Source organism: Micromonospora sp. NPDC004540, assembly GCF_040610095.1.
Classification (GTDB): Bacteria; Actinomycetota; Actinomycetes; order Mycobacteriales; family Micromonosporaceae; genus Micromonospora.
This window is the reverse complement of record NZ_JBEXLR010000057.1, coordinates 24232-38393: the sequence shown is the minus strand read 5'-3', so window position 1 is coordinate 38393 and position 14162 is coordinate 24232. Positions and strand designations below refer to the sequence as shown.

The following is a 14162-nucleotide window of genomic DNA, read 5'->3' as shown; positions in this document are numbered from 1 at the left end:
GGCAGGACAAGGTCCGGCCGCGGGGTTTCGGTACCCGCCGCCGACAGGTGGGGCAGGTGGAGGACGTGCCGCGTTCGTCGACCAGCCGGACGTTGGCCGCACCTCGTCAGAAGCGGCTACCGGTCTTGCGGCGGGCGCCCACGCCGGCCACCACCGCCACCGCGACCAGGCCGCCGACCAGCAGCAGTGAGCCGGCCCCCCGGCCGCCCGCGGTGCCCCCGCCGCCGGTCGCCGGGCCCTTGCTCGGCTGGGCCATGTTCAGCACGGTGAGCATGGTGGAGGCGGTCTGGCCGTTGGAGCATTCCAGGTTCACCGGGTAGTCGCCGGGCGCCTTGTTGCCCGGGATGGTGACCGACCCGGTGAGGAAGCCGTTGTCCGGCCGGAGCATCACCCGACCGAAGGCGTCCGAGGTGACCTGGGCCTGCCGGTCGTTGTTGTTGTCGCAGCTGGCCCGGATGTTCACCCGGGAGCCGGCCTGGACGCTGTTCGGCGTGACCTCGACGAAGACGTTCTCCCCGGCGCGGGCCGGGGAGGCCGTGCTCAGGACGAACGCCGCGACCAGCCCGAGTAGGCCCAGAACGGCCCAGAGCGCGCGGTGTGACAGGAGCCCTCGCATGATTCCCCCCTTCCGGTGCGGCGCACCGGAATCCTGCTGACGGGCAGCGCGGGCTGCATTCCCCCTGACCCGGGGGCAAACCCGGGGCGGATCAGCGGCGCCGGGCGACCGGGGACGCTCCGGGCGGCGGGAGCGGGGTGACCGGGTGCCAGTCCAGCGGGGTGGAGAGCACCATCGTGCTGGACGGCTGGCCGTACGGGGCGAGCCGGTCGATGACCCCCTCGAACTCGCCCATCGTGCCGGCGGCCACCTTGAGCATGCTGCACGCGTCGCCGGTGATCCGGTGGATCTCCATGATCTCCGGCCAGTCCGCCACCTCGGGGTCGTTGAGGATGCAGCGGGACCCGTAACAGGACATCCGGATCAGCGCGAGCACCGTGCGGCCGGCCCGGGTCAGGTCCACGTGCGCGTGGTAGCCGGTGATCACCCCGGACTCCTCCAGGCGGCGCACCCGCTCGGCCACCGCGGGCGGGGACAGGTGCACCCGGCGGGACAGCTCGCTGTAGGAGAGCCGGGCGTCGGCCTGGAGCTCGCGCAGCAGCGCCCAGTCCATGTCGTCCACGCGGTGACCTTTCCTTCGTGAAGTCGAGCACCGAAGACGCCTTCGGTGCGACAGGTGAGACCACCGTACCGCCGTTGAACAGGCATTCCATCTGCGGATCCACCAGCGGCATCATGTCGTCTACCCCGGCGTACGGAGGAGATGACGGTGGAACAGACGACGGCGGTGCGGCCGGCGACCTCGCAGCAGCGGGCGGTCCGCGCGGCGCGCAACGGCGGCGAGCCGACCCTGGAGTTCGCCGACCGGGTGCCCTACGACGCCTACGTCCACGCCAGCACGCTGCACCAGCTCCAGCAGCCGCTCAGCGACGACCCGGGCGAGATGTCCTTCCTGATGGTCAGCCAGATCATGGAGCTGTACTTCAAGCTGACCTGCCACGAGCTGCGGCACGCCCAGCGCGAGCTGCGGGCCAACCGGGTCTGGGAGGCGCTGCCCCCGCTGCGCCGCGCCGCCCTGCACCTGGAGGGGCTCAACGCCGCCTGGCAGGGGCTGCGCTGGATGACCCCGGCCGACTTCAACCGGTTCCGCGACCGGCTCGGCGAGGGCTCCGGCTTCCAGTCGGCCATGTACCGCCAGCTGGAGTTCGTGCTCGGCCTGCGCGACCCGGCGCTGATCCGCCCGTTCCGCCGGCAGGCCGAGGTGCACGCCGAGTTGACCGCCGCGCTGGCCACGCCGAGCCTCTGGGACGACGTGGTGGCGCTGCTCGCCCGGCGCGGCTTCGAGCTTCCCGCCGACCTGCTGGAGCGGGACGTGGCGACCGAGCACGAGTCGCACCCCGCCGTCGAGGCGGCCTGGGTGCGGATCTACGCCGACGGCGGCCCCGACAACCACCTGCGCCTGCTCGGCGAGGCGCTGACCGAGGTGGCTGAACGGTTCGGCGACTGGCGCTGGCACCACATCAAGGCGGTGCAGCGCTCGATGGGCGCCAAGGTCGGCAGCGGCGGCTCCGCCGGGCTGGCCTGGTTGCAGCGGAGCATGGCCCGGGTGGTCTTCCCGGAGCTGTGGTCGGCCCGGACCGCGATGTGACCGGAGAGAGCAGCATGCACACCCCCGAAGAAGACGCCCGCGCCCGCGACGCCGCCGACCCCGGCCACCGGCACCTGTTCCTGGTACCGCCGGCCGAGGGCGGACGGCACCCCGAGGTGGCGTACCTGGCCGGCAACTCGCTGGGCCTGCAGCCCCGGGCCACCCGGGAGGAACTCCTCGCCGACCTGGACGCCTGGCGGCGGCTGGGCGTCGAGGGGCACCTGGAGGCGGAGCGGCCCTGGCTGCCGTACCACGAACTCCTGACCGCGCCGGCCGCGCGGCTGGTCGGCGCCCGCCCCGCGGAGACCGTGGTGATGAACTCCCTGACGGTCAACCTGCACCTGCTGATGGTGAGCTTCTACCGGCCGGCGGGGGAGCGGAGCCGGATCGTCATCGAGGACAGCGCCTTCCCCTCGGACAGCTACGCGGTGCGCAGCCAGGCCCGCTTCCACGGCCTCGACCCGGACACCGCCGTCGTCCGGCTCAAGCCGCGCCCGGGCGAGGACACCCTGCGGACGCAGGACGTCCTCGACTTCCTGGCCGCCGAGGGGCACACCGTGGCGCTGCTGCTGCTCGGCGGGGTCAACTACCTGACCGGCGAGCTGATGGACATCCCGGCGATCACCGCCGCCGGGCGGGCCGCCGGCGCGGTGGTCGGCTGGGACCTGGCACACGCGGCCGGCAACGTGCCCCTCGCCCTGCACGACTGGGACGTCGACTTCGCCGCCTGGTGCTCCTACAAGTACCTGAACTCCGGGCCCGGCGCCCTGGCCGGCGTCTTCGTCCACGAGCGCCACCTCGGCGACCCGACCCTGCCCCGCTTCGAGGGCTGGTGGAGCACCGAGGCGGCCACCCGGTTCGAGATGACCCCGGTCTCCCGGCCCCCGGCCACCGTCGAGGCGTGGCAGATCTCCAACCCGCCGATCTTCGCGATGGGCCCGGTGCGCACCTCGCTGGAGCTGTTCGACGCGGTCGGCATGCCGGCGCTGCGCGAGCGCAGCCTGCGGCTCACCGGCTACCTGGAGCGGCTGCTCGACGAGGTGACCGCCGACCGGCCGCTGACCGTGATCACCCCGCGCGACCCGGCCCGCCGGGGCTGCCAGCTCTCGGTGCGGATCGGCGCGGGCAGCGCCAACGAGCTGACCAAGCGGCTGCGGCACGAGCACGGCGTGATCGCCGACGCCCGGGAGCCGGACGTCGTCCGGTTCGCCCCGGTGCCGCTCTACTCGACGTACCACGACTGCTGGCGGGTCGCCGACGCGCTGGCCGCGACCGTGGAGGCCACCTCATGAGTACGGAACGCGAGGAGATCGCCGTCGTCGGCGCGGGGCTGGCCGGCTGCCTGCTGGCCTGCTTCCTGGCCCGGCGCGGCTACCCGGTCGCCCTCTACGAGCGGCGGCCGGACCCGCGCACCGGGAAGGTCGAGCGGGGTCGCTCGATCAACCTGGCGCTCTCCGAGCGCGGCCTGGACGCGCTGCGCCGGATCGGGCTGGACCGGCAGGTGATGACCGACGCGCTGCCGATGCGGGGCCGGATGATCCACCCGGTGGAGGGGGAGCCGCAGTTCCAGTCGTACAGCGTCTCCGGCGACCGGGCGATCAACTCGATCAGCCGGGGCGCGCTGAACAACGCGCTGCTCGACGCCGCCGCCGCGCTGCCGGGCGTGCGGATCGCCTTCGACCACCGGCTCGTCGGGCTCGACCCGGTTACCGGTGAGATGACCTTCGAGACCCCGCAGGGCAAGGTCACCGAGACCGCGTCGGTGGTGCTCGGCGCCGACGGCGCCGGCTCCGCGGTGCGCGGGCAACTGCTGGCGTACGGTGCGGTGACCGAGAGCCTGGACTTCCTCGACTACGGCTACAAGGAACTCACGATCCCGCCGATCGGCGGCGAGTTCGCGCTGGACCCGGGCGCGCTGCACATCTGGCCGCGCGGCACCTCGATGATGATCGCGCTGCCCAACCCGGACCGCTCCTTCACCTGCACGCTGTTCTGGCCGACCCACGGCACGCAGAGCTTCGCCTCGCTGGGCAGCCCGGCCGCCATCGAGACCTACTTCGCCACCCACTACCCGGACCTGGTGCCGCTCGCGCCGAACCTGGTCGACGACTACCAGCACAACCCGGTCGGGGTGCTCGGCACGGTCCGCTGCACGCCGTGGCAGGTGGCCGGCAAGGTCGGCCTGCTCGGCGACGCGGCGCACGCCATCGTGCCGTTCTACGGCCAGGGCGCGAACTGCGCGTTCGAGGACGTGGTCGAGCTGGACCGCTGCCTGGACGAGTGCGGCGACCAGTGGGCGTCCGCGCTGCCGCTGTTCCAGCACCGCCGGCAGGCCAACGCCGAGGCGATCGCCCGGATGGCGCTGACCAACTTCGTGGAGATGCGGGACAAGGTCGCCTCGCCGGTGTTCCAGACCCGCAAGAAGATCGAGCACGCGCTGGAGCGCGCCCTGCCCGGCCGCTACGTCTCGCAGTACGAGCTGGTCTCCTTCTCCACCACCCCGTACGCCGAGGTGCGCCGCCGGGTGCGCCGGCAGTACCGGGTGGTGGGGGCGGTGGCGGCCGGCGCGCTGGCGGCGCTGGCCGGGGCGGCGGTGGCGCTCGGCCGAGGGAGGCGAGGATGACCCTCTGGGATCCCCGGCTGATGGCCGGGCACGCGCCGGACGGCCCCGGCCTGCTGCGCAACTTCGTCGGCGGGTCCTTCGTGGACGCCGGGCCGCGGTTCACCAAGCGCAGCCCGGTCACCGGTGAGCCGGTCTTCGAGGTGGTCGAGGCCGGCGAGTCCACCGTGGACGACGCGGTGACCGCGGCGCGGGCAGCGCTGCGCGGCCGGTGGGGCCGGATGGGTGAGCGGGAGCGCGCCGAGGTGCTCCGCCGGGTCGCCGACGAGCTGGAACGCCGCTTCGACGACCTGGTGGCGGCCGAGGTCGCCGACACCGGCAAGGCCATCTCCCAGGCCCGCACGCTGGACATCCCGCGCGGCGCGGCCAACTTCCGGGCGTTCGCCGAGATCGTGGCGACCGCGCCGACCGAGTCGTTCACCACGGTCACCCCGACCGGCGGTCGGGCGCTGAACTACGCGGTCCGCAAGCCGGTCGGCGTGGTCGCGATCATCGTGCCGTGGAACCTGCCGCTGCTCCTGCTCACCTGGAAGGTCGCTCCGGCCCTGGCCTGCGGCAACGCCGTGATCGTGAAGCCCAGCGAGGAGACCCCGGCGTCGGCCACCCTGCTCGCCGAGGTGATGGCCGCGGCGGGCGTGCCCGAGGGCGTGTTCAACCTGGTGCACGGCTTCGGCCCCGGCTCGGCCGGCGAGCACCTCACCCGGCATCCGGGCGTCGACGCCATCACCTTCACCGGTGAGTCGGCCACCGGCAGCGCCATCATGCGCGCCGCCGCCGACGGGGTGAAGGCGGTCAGCTTCGAGCTGGGCGGCAAGAACGCCGGCCTGGTCTTCGCCGACGCCGACCTGGACGCGGCGGTCGCCGGCTCGGTCCGGTCCAGCTTCACCAACGGCGGCCAGGTCTGCCTCTGCACGGAGCGGATCTACGTGCAGCGGCCGGTCTTCGAGGAGTTCACCGCCCGGCTGGCCAAGCGCGCCGACGAGCTGGCGTACGGCTGGCCGGCCGACGAGGCCACCGTGAACATGCCGCTGATCTCGCACACCCACCGGGACAAGGTGCTCGGCCACTACGACCTGGCCCGCACCGAGGGCGCCGAGGTACGCGCCGGGGGCGGGACGCCGCGCTTCGGCGACGCCCGCGACGGCGGCGCGTACGTGCAGCCGACCGTGCTCACCGGGCTGGGCGCGGACGCCCGCACCAACCGGGAGGAGATCTTCGGTCCGGTGGTGCACGTCGCGCCGTTCGACGACGAGGACGAGGCGTACGCCCTGGCCAACGGCACCGACTACGGCCTGGCGGCGACGGTCTGGACCCGGGACGTGGGCCGGGCGCACCGGGCCGGGTCCCGGCTGGACGCCGGCATCGTCTGGGTGAACACCTGGTTCCTGCGCGACCTGCGCACCCCGTTCGGCGGGGTGAAGGCGTCCGGTATCGGCCGGGAGGGCGGCGTGCACTCGCTCGACTTCTATTCCGAACTCACCAACGTCTGCGTGGACCTGTCATGAGCCACAATGGCCGGCGTCGTCAGCGAACGCAGCGAGGAGCCGGGATGACCGTCGACATCGAAGCCGCCAACCGGGAACTGGCCGTGGCCCGGCAGGAGGAGAAGCCGTGCCCGCCGCTGCGCGGCCGGCTGCTGCCGGAGGGCGACATCGAGGCGGCCTACCAGGTGCAGCAGGTCTACACCCGGCAGCGGCTCGGCAAGGGCCACCGCCGGGTGGGCGCGAAGATCGGCCTCACCTCCCGCGCCGTGCAGGAGAACTTCGGCGTCTTCCAGCCCGACTTCGGGGTGCTCTTCGACGACATGGCGGTCGGCGACGGCGTCGAGGTGCCGATGAGCCGGCTGCTCCAGCCCCGGGTGGAGGCGGAGATCGCCTTCGTGCTCGGCGCCGATCTGCCCGACGAGCGGGTGACCACCGTCGACCTGATCCGGGCCGTCGACCACGTGCTGCCGGCCATCGAGATCGTCGACTCCCGGATCGCCGGCTGGGACATCTCCATCGTGGACACCGTGGCGGACAACGCCTCCAGCGGGCTGTTCGTGCTCGGCACCGCGCCGCGCCGGCTGGCCGACGTGGACCTGCGGCTCTGCGGCATGGTGCTGGAGCACGCCGGCGAGCCGGTCTCGGTCGGCGCTGGGGCGGCCTGCCTCGGCAACCCATTGCACGCCCTGGAGTGGCTGGCCGGCACCATGGCCCGCGCCGGCGACCCGCTGAAGGCCGGGGACGTGGTGCTCTCCGGGGCGCTCGGACCGATGGTGCCCGTGACGCCCGGCGCGGCGTACGAGGCGCGGATCTCCGGGCTCGGCTCGGTGCGCACCTGCTTCTCCAAGGAGGCCTCATGACCGTCGGCGTGGCGGTGCTCGGGTCGGGCAACATCGGCACCGACCTGATGATCAAGGTACTGCGGCTCAGCGCCGAGCTGCGCATGGTCGCGATGGCCGGCATCGATCCGGCGTCCGACGGCCTCGCCCGGGCCCGGCGGCTCGGCGTGGCCACGACCGCCGAGGGCGTCGACGGCCTGGTGGCCATGCCGGAGTTCGCCGACGTCGAGCTGGTGTTCGACGCCACCTCGGCCGGCGCGCACCGGCGCCACGACGCGGTGCTGCGGGCGCACGGCCGGACCGTGGTCGACCTGACGCCGGCCGCGATCGGCCCGTACGTGGTGCCGCCGGTCAACCTCGACGAGCACCTGGGCGAGCCCAACGTGAACATGGTGACCTGCGGCGGGCAGGCCACCGTGCCGATCGTGCACGCGGTCGGCCGGGTCACCCCGGTCGCGTACGGGGAGATCGTCGCCTCGATCGCCTCGAAGTCGGCCGGGCCGGGCACCCGGGCCAACATCGACGAGTTCACCGAGACCACCGCCCGGGCCATCGAGGTGGTCGGCGGCGCCGAGCGCGGCAAGGCGATCATCGTGCTGAACCCGGCCGACCCGCCGCTGCTCATGCGGGACACCGTCTACTGCCTCTGCCCGGACGCCGACGCCGACCGGACCGCGATCGCCGCCTCGGTGGCCGACATGGTGAAGACCGTGCAGGAGTACGTCCCGGGCTACCGGCTCAAGCAGGACGTGCAGTTCGACCGGGTGGACACCTACGCGCCGGTGCTGGGCCGGCACTTCACCGGGCTCCAGGTCACCGTCTTCCTGGAGGTCTCCGGCGCCGGGCACTACCTGCCCGCGTACGCCGGGAACCTGGACATCATGACCTCGGCCGCGCTGCGCACCGCCGAGCGGCTGGTCACGCTCCGGAAGGTGGACGCGCGATGACCGACCTCTACATCCAGGACGTGACGCTGCGCGACGGCATGCACGCCATCGCGCACCGGTACACGGTGGACCAGGTGCGGACCATCGCCGCCGCGCTCGACGCGGCCGGGGTGGCCGCCATCGAGGTGGCGCACGGCGACGGCCTGGCCGGCTCCAGCGTCAACTACGGCCACGGCGCGGCCGGCGACGCCGACTGGATCTCCGCCGCCGCCGAGGTGCTGACCAGCGCGAAGCTCACCACGCTGCTGCTGCCCGGCATCGGCACCATCGCCGACCTGAAGGCGGCCAGGGCGCTCGGGGTGACGAGCGTCCGGATCGCCACCCACTGCACCGAGGCGGACATCTCCGCCCAGCACATCTCCTGGGCCCGGGAGAACGGCATGGACGTCTCCGGGTTCCTCATGATGTCGCACATGAACGACCCGGCCGGGCTGGCCGCCCAGGCCAAGCTGATGGAGTCCTACGGGGCGCACTGCGTCTACGTCACCGACTCCGGCGGGCGGCTGCTGATGTCCGACGTGGCCGAGCGGGTCGACGCCTACCGGCAGGTGCTCGAACCGGAGACGCAGATCGGCATCCATGCCCACCACAACCTGTCGCTCGGTGTGGCGAACAGCGTGCTGGCGGTCGAGCACGGCCGGATCCCCGGCCCCGGGCCGGCCGGCGCGGACGCCCCGCACGGCCGGACGGTCCGGGTGGACGCGTCGCTGGCCGGCATGGGCGCCGGCGCCGGCAACGCCCCCCTGGAGGTCTTCGTGGCGGTCGCCGAACTGCACGGCTGGAAGCACGGCTGCGACGTGTTCGCGCTGATGGACGCGGCCGACGACCTGGTCCGCCCGCTCCAGGACCGGCCGGTGCAGGTCGACCGGGAGACGCTCTCCCTCGGCTACGCGGGCGTCTACTCCAGCTTCCTCCGCCACGCCGAGCGCGCCTCCGCCAAGTACGGGGTGGACGTCCGCTCGATCCTGGTCGAGCTGGGCCGGCGCCGGATGGTCGGCGGCCAGGAGGACATGATCGTGGACGTGGCACTGGACCTGGCCGGTAAGGAGAATTCATGATCGGGCCGGACATCGCGGGGATCGCCGAGAAGCTGGGCGCGGCGGCCGACTCGGCCACCGCGATCCCGCAACTCGCCGCCGAGACCGGCCTCGACGTGGACGCCGCGTACGCGGTGCAGGCCGCGCTGCTCCAGCGCCGGCTGGACCGGGGTGAGCGGCTGGTCGGGCTGAAGATGGGGCTGACCAGCAAGGCGAAGATGGCCCAGGTCGGCGTGGACGAGGTGATCTGGGGCCGGCTCACCGACGTGATGCGGGTGCCCGACGGCGGCACGGTCGACGTGGCCGACTTCATCCACCCCCGGGTCGAGCCGGAGGTGGCGTTCCTGCTGGACCGTCTTCCCGAGCCGGGCGAGCCGGTCGGCGCGTTCACCGAGGCGGTCCGCGCGGTCGCCCCGGCGATCGAGCTGATCGACTCCCGCTACGCCAACTTCACCTTCTCCCTGCCGGACGTCGTCGCCGACAACACCTCGGCCGCCGCGTTCGTGGTCGGGCCCTGGTCGCCGGTGCCGGACGGGCTGGACAACCTCGGCGTGCTGCTGGAGATCGACGGGCGGGTGGCGCAGGTGGGCTCGACCGCCGCGATCCTTGGTGACCCGCGGCGGGCACTGGACGAGGGCATCCGGCTGGCCGGCCGGCACGGCGTCCGGCTCCGCGAGGGCTGGGTCTTCCTGGCCGGCGCGGCCACCGCCGCCGTGCCGCTGCGCCCCGGCGCCCACGTCCGGGCCGTCGTGGAGAAGCTCGGGACCGCGTCGCTGAAGGCCGCGTCGTGAGCGCGAGGAGTGAGCCGGGGTTGCGAGCCCCGCAGTCGCGAACCGAGGGGAATCCGACCGCCCGGGTGGTCGCCGGGAAGGCCGTGCCGCGCGGGGCCTTCCCGCACGTCAAGGTCGCCGGCGGGTTCGTCTTCGTCTCGGGTACGTCGTCGCGCCGGCCGGACAACACCTTCGCCGGTGTCTCCGTGGACGAGTTCGGCACCACCGACCTCGACATCCGGGCGCAGACCCGGGCCGTGATCGAGAACATCAGGGACCTGCTCCACTCGGTCGGCACCGACCTGGCCGACCTCGTGCAGGTCACCAGCTACCTGGTCAACATGAACGACTTCGGTGGCTACAACGAGGTGTGGGCGGAGTTCTTCGACGCCAGCGGGCCGACCCGGACCACGGTGGCCGTGCACCAGCTTCCGCATCCGCACCTGCTGATCGAGATGCAGGCCGTGGCCCTACTTCCGTCGGGAGGTCCGTCATGAGTGAGATCGCCGAGCCGTTCAGCTTCTCCGGCTGGATCGGGGAGAACCAGCACCTGCTCAAGCCGCCGGTGGGCAACAAGGAGATGCTGCCGGGCAGCGACGACTTCATCGTCATGGTGGTGGGCGGCCCGAACCAGCGGACCGACTTCCACGTCGACCCGTACGAGGAGTTCTTCTACCAGGTCAAGGGCAACATGCACATCAACCTGATGCTTCCCGAGGGGCCGCGCACGGTGCACGTGCGCGAGGGTCAGATGTGGATGCTGCCGCGCAACACCCCGCATTCGCCGCAGCGCCCCGAGGCCGGCTCGATCGGCATGGTGGTCGAGCGGGTCCGCGAGGAGGGCACGCTGGAGAAGTTCCAGTGGTACTGCCCCGAGTGCCACCACAAGGTGCACGAGGTGGAGCTCCAGGTCCGCGACATCGCCGCCGACCTGCCCCCGGTCTTCGCGGAGTTCTACGCCGACGAGAAGGCCCGCACCTGCGGCAACTGCGGCGCGCTGCACCCGGGCAAGGGCTGATGCCGCACCGTGTCGTCGACGTGCACACGCACGTCGTACCCAAGGGGTGGCCGGACCTCGCCGCGGCCTGCGGCGGGTCCGGCTGGCCCTGGCTGCGGGTGGACTCCGAGCGGGCCGCCATGATCATGGTGGGCGAGACGGAGTTCCGGCCGGTCGGCGCGGAGTGCTGGGATCCGGAGACCCGCCTCGCCGACATGGCCGCCGACGGCGTGGACGTGCAGGTCGTGTCGCCGACCCCGGTCTTCTTCAGCTACGACCGGCCCGCCGACCAGGCCGTCAAGGTGGCCCGGATCTTCAACGACCTCACCCTGGAGGTCACCGCCGCCGGAGGCGACCGGCTGGTGCCGTTCTGCCAGGTGCCGTTGCAGGACCCGGACGCCGCCTGCGCCGAGCTGGACCGCTGCCTGGCCGCCGGGCACGCCGGTGTGGAGATCGGCAACCACGTCGGCGACCGCGACCTCGACGACGCCGGCATCGTGCAGTTCCTGACCCACTGCGCCGAGGTCGGCGCGCCGGTCTTCGTGCACCCGTGGGACATGCCCGGCGGGCCCCGGCTGGACCGGTGGATGGCCCGCTGGCTGACCGGGATGCCGGCCGAGACGCACCTGTCGGTGCTGGCGCTGATCCTCGGCGGCGTCTTCGACCGGGTGCCCGACACGCTGCGGATCTGCTTCGCGCACGGTGGCGGCAGCTTCCCGTTCTGGCTGGGCCGCGCCGACAACGCCTGGCACCGCCGCGGCGACCTGGTCCGCGGCGCGTCCAGCGCTCCGCCGAGCGCCTACGTCGACCGGTTCTGCGTCGACTCGGTGGTCTTCGAGCCGGCCGCGCTGCGGCTGCTGGTCGACACCATGGGCGAGGACCGCGTGCTGGTGGGCAGCGACTACCCGTACCCGCTGGGGGAGCGGCCGGTCGGGCAGGTGGTCCGCAAGGCCGACTTCCTCACCGCCGAGCAGCGCGACAAGCTGCTGTCCGACAACGCCCTGCGCTTCCTCGGCCACGTTGGTATATAAAGCGCGTCCTGCCGTATATACTTGGGGCGTGAAGACTGTTATCGATCTTGACGATGAGCTGCTCGAACGCGCCCGACAAGAGTTGGGTACCAAGAGCAAGAAGGACACGATTCACGCGGCTCTGCGACTTGTCGCCGAGCGAAGTGAGCGGATGGAGGCGATCCGAGAGCTGCTGTCGATCGACCGGGACTGGACGGGCATCGTCGACGACGACAAGACCCCCGACAGCGAGAAGGGCGCGGCGTGAACGTGCCTGCCGGCCTCTACCTGATCGACACCTCGGCGTGGGCACGGCTGCGCCTGCCCGTGGTCGCGAAGCGGGTGACCGCGCTGCTCGAGGAGCGACTGGCAGCGACGTGTCTGCCGCTGGATCTCGAGGACGGGCGGAGCGCCCGTGACTTCCGCGATGCCATGACGATCCGGGCTCGCCGCGCTCAGGTCATGGTCGATCTGCCGATGACCGCCGCCGTCCCGACTCGTGCCCGGGATTTGCAGCTGGCGCTGACCACGCGCGGTCATCATCGGGCGGTCAGCCCGGTTGACCTCACGGTCGCCGCAGTCGCCGCCGAATACTCCGCAACCGTTCTGCACTACGACCGCGACTTCGATCTGTTGGCGGCAGTCGGTGGCCCCAGGTCGGAATGGGTGGCGCCGCCCGGGACCCTGTCCTGACCGCGAGGGGCGAGCCGCGCCCCTACGGTCGTGTCGCCCGACCATCCGGCCGCCGACCGGGCAGGATGACGGCATGGCCGAGCCGCACGACCTGACCGCGTTGGAGCAGGCCGCCGCGATCCGCCGGGGTGAGCTGTCCAGCGTGGAGCTGGTCGAGCACCACCTGCGCCGGGTGGACGCGCTCGCCGACACCCTCGGCGCGTTCGTCACCGTCACCCCGGAACGCGCGCGGGCGGCGGCGGCCGCCGCCGACGCGGTCCCGGCGGACCGGCGCGGTCCGCTGCACGGCGTGCCGACCGCGATCAAGGACCTCACCCTCACAGCCGGGGTCCGCACCACCTTCGGCTCGGCCGCCTTCGCCGACTTCGTGCCGCCGGTCGACGCCGACGTGGTCCGGTTCATGGCCGCCGCCGGGCTGGTCAGCCTCGGCAAGACCACCACCTCCGAGCTGGGCTGCTCGCTCTACTCCGAGGGGCTCGTCGCTCCGCCGGCCCGCAACCCGTGGGGCCTCGGCTACACGGCGGGCGGGTCCAGCGGCGGGGCGGCGGCCGCGGTGGCCGGCGGGCTGGTGCCGGTGGCGCAGGGCTCCGACGGCGGCGGCTCGCTGCGCATCCCGGCAGCACTCTGCGGACTGGTCGGCTACAAGCCCAGCCGGGGGCTGGTCTCCGGCGGCCCGCTCGGCTTCGGGGCGTTCGGGCTGCCCACCAGCGGCCCGCTCGGCCGGACGGTGACCGACGTGGCCGCGCTGCTCGACGTGCTGGCACAACCGGTGCCCGGCGAGCCCTACCTGCCGCCCGTCGCGCCCACCGGCGGCTACCTGGGGGCCGCCCGGGACGCCGCCCCGGGCCGGCTGCGGATCGGCCGGTTCACCACCCCGATGCTCGCCGATGAGCCGGTCCACCCGGACTGCGTGGCCGCCGTCGACCGGGCCGCCGCGCTGCTCACCGCGGCCGGCCACGAGGTGGTCGACGTCCCCGCGCCGCTCGGCCCCGAGGCGTGGCCACTCTTCGAGACCGTCTGGTACGTGCTGGCGCTCTCCCCGGTGCCGGCCGAACGGGAGAGCGACCTGCTGCCGCTGACCCGGTTCCTCCGGGACCGGGGCACGGCCGTCGGCGCGGGCCCGCTGATGGCCGCGCTCGGTGAACTCCAAGCCCAGGTACGCCGCGGCGTGCGCCGTACCGCCGGCTGCGACCTGCTGCTCTGCCCGACCCTGGCCGCCCCGCAGGCGTCGGTGGGCGCGTTCGCGAGCCTCGACCCGGCCGAGGATTTCGACCGGCAGCGCCGGTTTTCGCCGTACTGCGCCATCTTCAACGTCACCGGCGACCCGTCCGTTTCCCTGCCGGTCGGCCGGACCGGCGACGGGATGCCGGTCGGCGTGCTGCTCACCGGCCGCTACGGCGACGACGCGACATTGATAGCCACTGCCGCGCAACTGGAGCACGGGTGTGGCGGGTGGGATCAGCACCCCGCAATCTGGCGGGCCGTCGACTCCGCTAACGTGAACAGCACAAGCGGGGTCGGGCGCGCGTCGTCATGACCGTCCACCCGACCCGGAACATTC

Annotated in this window: 16 protein-coding genes; 14 read left to right on the top strand and 2 right to left on the bottom strand. The window is 73.0% G+C overall.

Translation table 11 applies throughout. From position 1 onward, the window contains the following. Nucleotides 1-106: 106 nt before the first annotated feature. Nucleotides 107-616 (bottom strand): hypothetical protein, encoded by a 510-nt coding sequence (locus ABZV78_RS19625; RefSeq protein ID WP_355640432.1) that lies wholly within the window; start codon nt 614-616, stop codon nt 107-109. 91 nt (nt 617-707) lie between these two features. Then, nucleotides 708-1178 carry an Lrp/AsnC family transcriptional regulator gene (locus ABZV78_RS19620; RefSeq protein ID WP_355640430.1) on the bottom strand — a complete coding sequence of 157 codons (471 nt, stop codon included), beginning with the start codon at nt 1176-1178 and terminating at the stop codon, nt 708-710. 141 nt (nt 1179-1319) lie between these two features. On the opposite strand from ABZV78_RS19620, the gene ABZV78_RS19615 reads away from it, so the two are divergent. The 14 genes from ABZV78_RS19615 (at nt 1320) to ABZV78_RS19550 (ending at nt 14138) form a co-directional block, all read left to right on the top strand. Continuing rightward, nucleotides 1320-2204 carry a tryptophan 2,3-dioxygenase family protein gene (locus ABZV78_RS19615; RefSeq protein ID WP_355640428.1) on the top strand — a complete coding sequence of 295 codons (885 nt, stop codon included), beginning with the start codon at nt 1320-1322 and terminating at the stop codon, nt 2202-2204. A 14-nt stretch (nt 2205-2218) separates the two neighbouring features. Beyond that, nucleotides 2219-3496: a kynureninase gene (kynU, locus tag ABZV78_RS19610; protein WP_355640427.1), complete on the top strand. Its 1278-nt coding sequence runs from the start codon at nt 2219-2221 to the stop codon at nt 3494-3496. After that, nucleotides 3493-4827 carry an NAD(P)/FAD-dependent oxidoreductase gene (locus ABZV78_RS19605; RefSeq protein ID WP_355640425.1) on the top strand — a complete coding sequence of 445 codons (1335 nt, stop codon included), beginning with the start codon at nt 3493-3495 and terminating at the stop codon, nt 4825-4827. The genes kynU and ABZV78_RS19605 overlap by 4 nt, the downstream gene beginning before the upstream one ends. Before the next feature lie 20 nt (nt 4828-4847). After that, the gene (locus ABZV78_RS19600) at nt 4848-6329 is read left to right on the top strand and encodes a 2-hydroxymuconic semialdehyde dehydrogenase (protein WP_355640435.1); all 1482 of its coding nucleotides are present in this window, start codon (nt 4848-4850) and stop codon (nt 6327-6329) included. 44 nt (nt 6330-6373) lie between these two features. Next, entirely contained in the window at nt 6374-7168 is a 795-nt protein-coding gene (locus ABZV78_RS19595) for a fumarylacetoacetate hydrolase family protein (RefSeq protein ID WP_091319063.1), read from the top strand. Continuing rightward, the gene (locus ABZV78_RS19590) at nt 7165-8094 is read left to right on the top strand and encodes an acetaldehyde dehydrogenase (acetylating) (protein ID WP_355640423.1); all 930 of its coding nucleotides are present in this window, start codon (nt 7165-7167) and stop codon (nt 8092-8094) included. Before ABZV78_RS19595 ends, ABZV78_RS19590 begins: the two co-directional genes overlap by 4 nt. Beyond that, entirely contained in the window at nt 8091-9152 is a 1062-nt protein-coding gene (gene dmpG / locus ABZV78_RS19585) for a 4-hydroxy-2-oxovalerate aldolase (protein WP_355640421.1), read from the top strand. Before ABZV78_RS19590 ends, dmpG begins: the two co-directional genes overlap by 4 nt. Next, entirely contained in the window at nt 9149-9922 is a 774-nt protein-coding gene (locus ABZV78_RS19580; RefSeq protein WP_355640419.1) for a fumarylacetoacetate hydrolase family protein, read from the top strand. The genes dmpG and ABZV78_RS19580 overlap by 4 nt, the downstream gene beginning before the upstream one ends. 20 nt (nt 9923-9942) lie before the next feature. After that, the gene (locus ABZV78_RS19575) at nt 9943-10398 is read left to right on the top strand and encodes a RidA family protein (protein ID WP_355640434.1); all 456 of its coding nucleotides are present in this window, start codon (nt 9943-9945) and stop codon (nt 10396-10398) included. After that, entirely contained in the window at nt 10395-10919 is a 525-nt protein-coding gene (locus ABZV78_RS19570) for a 3-hydroxyanthranilate 3,4-dioxygenase (RefSeq protein ID WP_355640417.1), read from the top strand. Before ABZV78_RS19575 ends, ABZV78_RS19570 begins: the two co-directional genes overlap by 4 nt. After that, nucleotides 10919-11929, top strand: coding sequence for an amidohydrolase family protein (locus ABZV78_RS19565; RefSeq protein ID WP_355640415.1), 1011 nt, complete (start codon nt 10919-10921; stop codon nt 11927-11929). Before ABZV78_RS19570 ends, ABZV78_RS19565 begins: the two co-directional genes overlap by 1 nt. A gap of 28 nt (nt 11930-11957) precedes the next feature. After that, entirely contained in the window at nt 11958-12176 is a 219-nt protein-coding gene (locus ABZV78_RS19560; RefSeq protein ID WP_355640413.1) for a type II toxin-antitoxin system VapB family antitoxin, read from the top strand. After that, a complete protein-coding gene (locus ABZV78_RS19555) occupies nt 12173-12601 on the top strand; it encodes a PIN domain-containing protein (RefSeq protein WP_355640411.1) in 429 nt (142 codons plus the stop codon). The genes ABZV78_RS19560 and ABZV78_RS19555 overlap by 4 nt, the downstream gene beginning before the upstream one ends. Before the next feature lie 73 nt (nt 12602-12674). Continuing rightward, nucleotides 12675-14138 (top strand): amidase, encoded by a 1464-nt coding sequence (locus ABZV78_RS19550; RefSeq protein WP_355640410.1) that lies wholly within the window; start codon nt 12675-12677, stop codon nt 14136-14138. The last annotated feature ends 24 nt before the right edge of the window (nt 14139-14162 follow it).

Coding starts and splice junctions, on each gene's coding strand:
- ABZV78_RS19625 (WP_355640432.1), bottom strand. CDS start 616: ATGCGAGGGCTCCTGTCACACCGCGCGCTCTGGGCCGTTCTGGGCCTA.
- ABZV78_RS19615 (WP_355640428.1), top strand. CDS start 1,320: ATGACGGTGGAACAGACGACGGCGGTGCGGCCGGCGACCTCGCAGCAG.
- kynU (WP_355640427.1), top strand. CDS start 2,219: ATGCACACCCCCGAAGAAGACGCCCGCGCCCGCGACGCCGCCGACCCC.
- ABZV78_RS19605 (WP_355640425.1), top strand. CDS start 3,493: ATGAGTACGGAACGCGAGGAGATCGCCGTCGTCGGCGCGGGGCTGGCC.
- ABZV78_RS19600 (WP_355640435.1), top strand. CDS start 4,848: ATGGCCGGGCACGCGCCGGACGGCCCCGGCCTGCTGCGCAACTTCGTC.
- ABZV78_RS19595 (WP_091319063.1), top strand. CDS start 6,374: ATGACCGTCGACATCGAAGCCGCCAACCGGGAACTGGCCGTGGCCCGG.
- ABZV78_RS19590 (WP_355640423.1), top strand. CDS start 7,165: ATGACCGTCGGCGTGGCGGTGCTCGGGTCGGGCAACATCGGCACCGAC.
- dmpG (WP_355640421.1), top strand. CDS start 8,091: ATGACCGACCTCTACATCCAGGACGTGACGCTGCGCGACGGCATGCAC.
- ABZV78_RS19580 (WP_355640419.1), top strand. CDS start 9,149: ATGATCGGGCCGGACATCGCGGGGATCGCCGAGAAGCTGGGCGCGGCG.
- ABZV78_RS19570 (WP_355640417.1), top strand. CDS start 10,395: ATGAGTGAGATCGCCGAGCCGTTCAGCTTCTCCGGCTGGATCGGGGAG.
- ABZV78_RS19565 (WP_355640415.1), top strand. CDS start 10,919: ATGCCGCACCGTGTCGTCGACGTGCACACGCACGTCGTACCCAAGGGG.
- ABZV78_RS19550 (WP_355640410.1), top strand. CDS start 12,675: ATGGCCGAGCCGCACGACCTGACCGCGTTGGAGCAGGCCGCCGCGATC.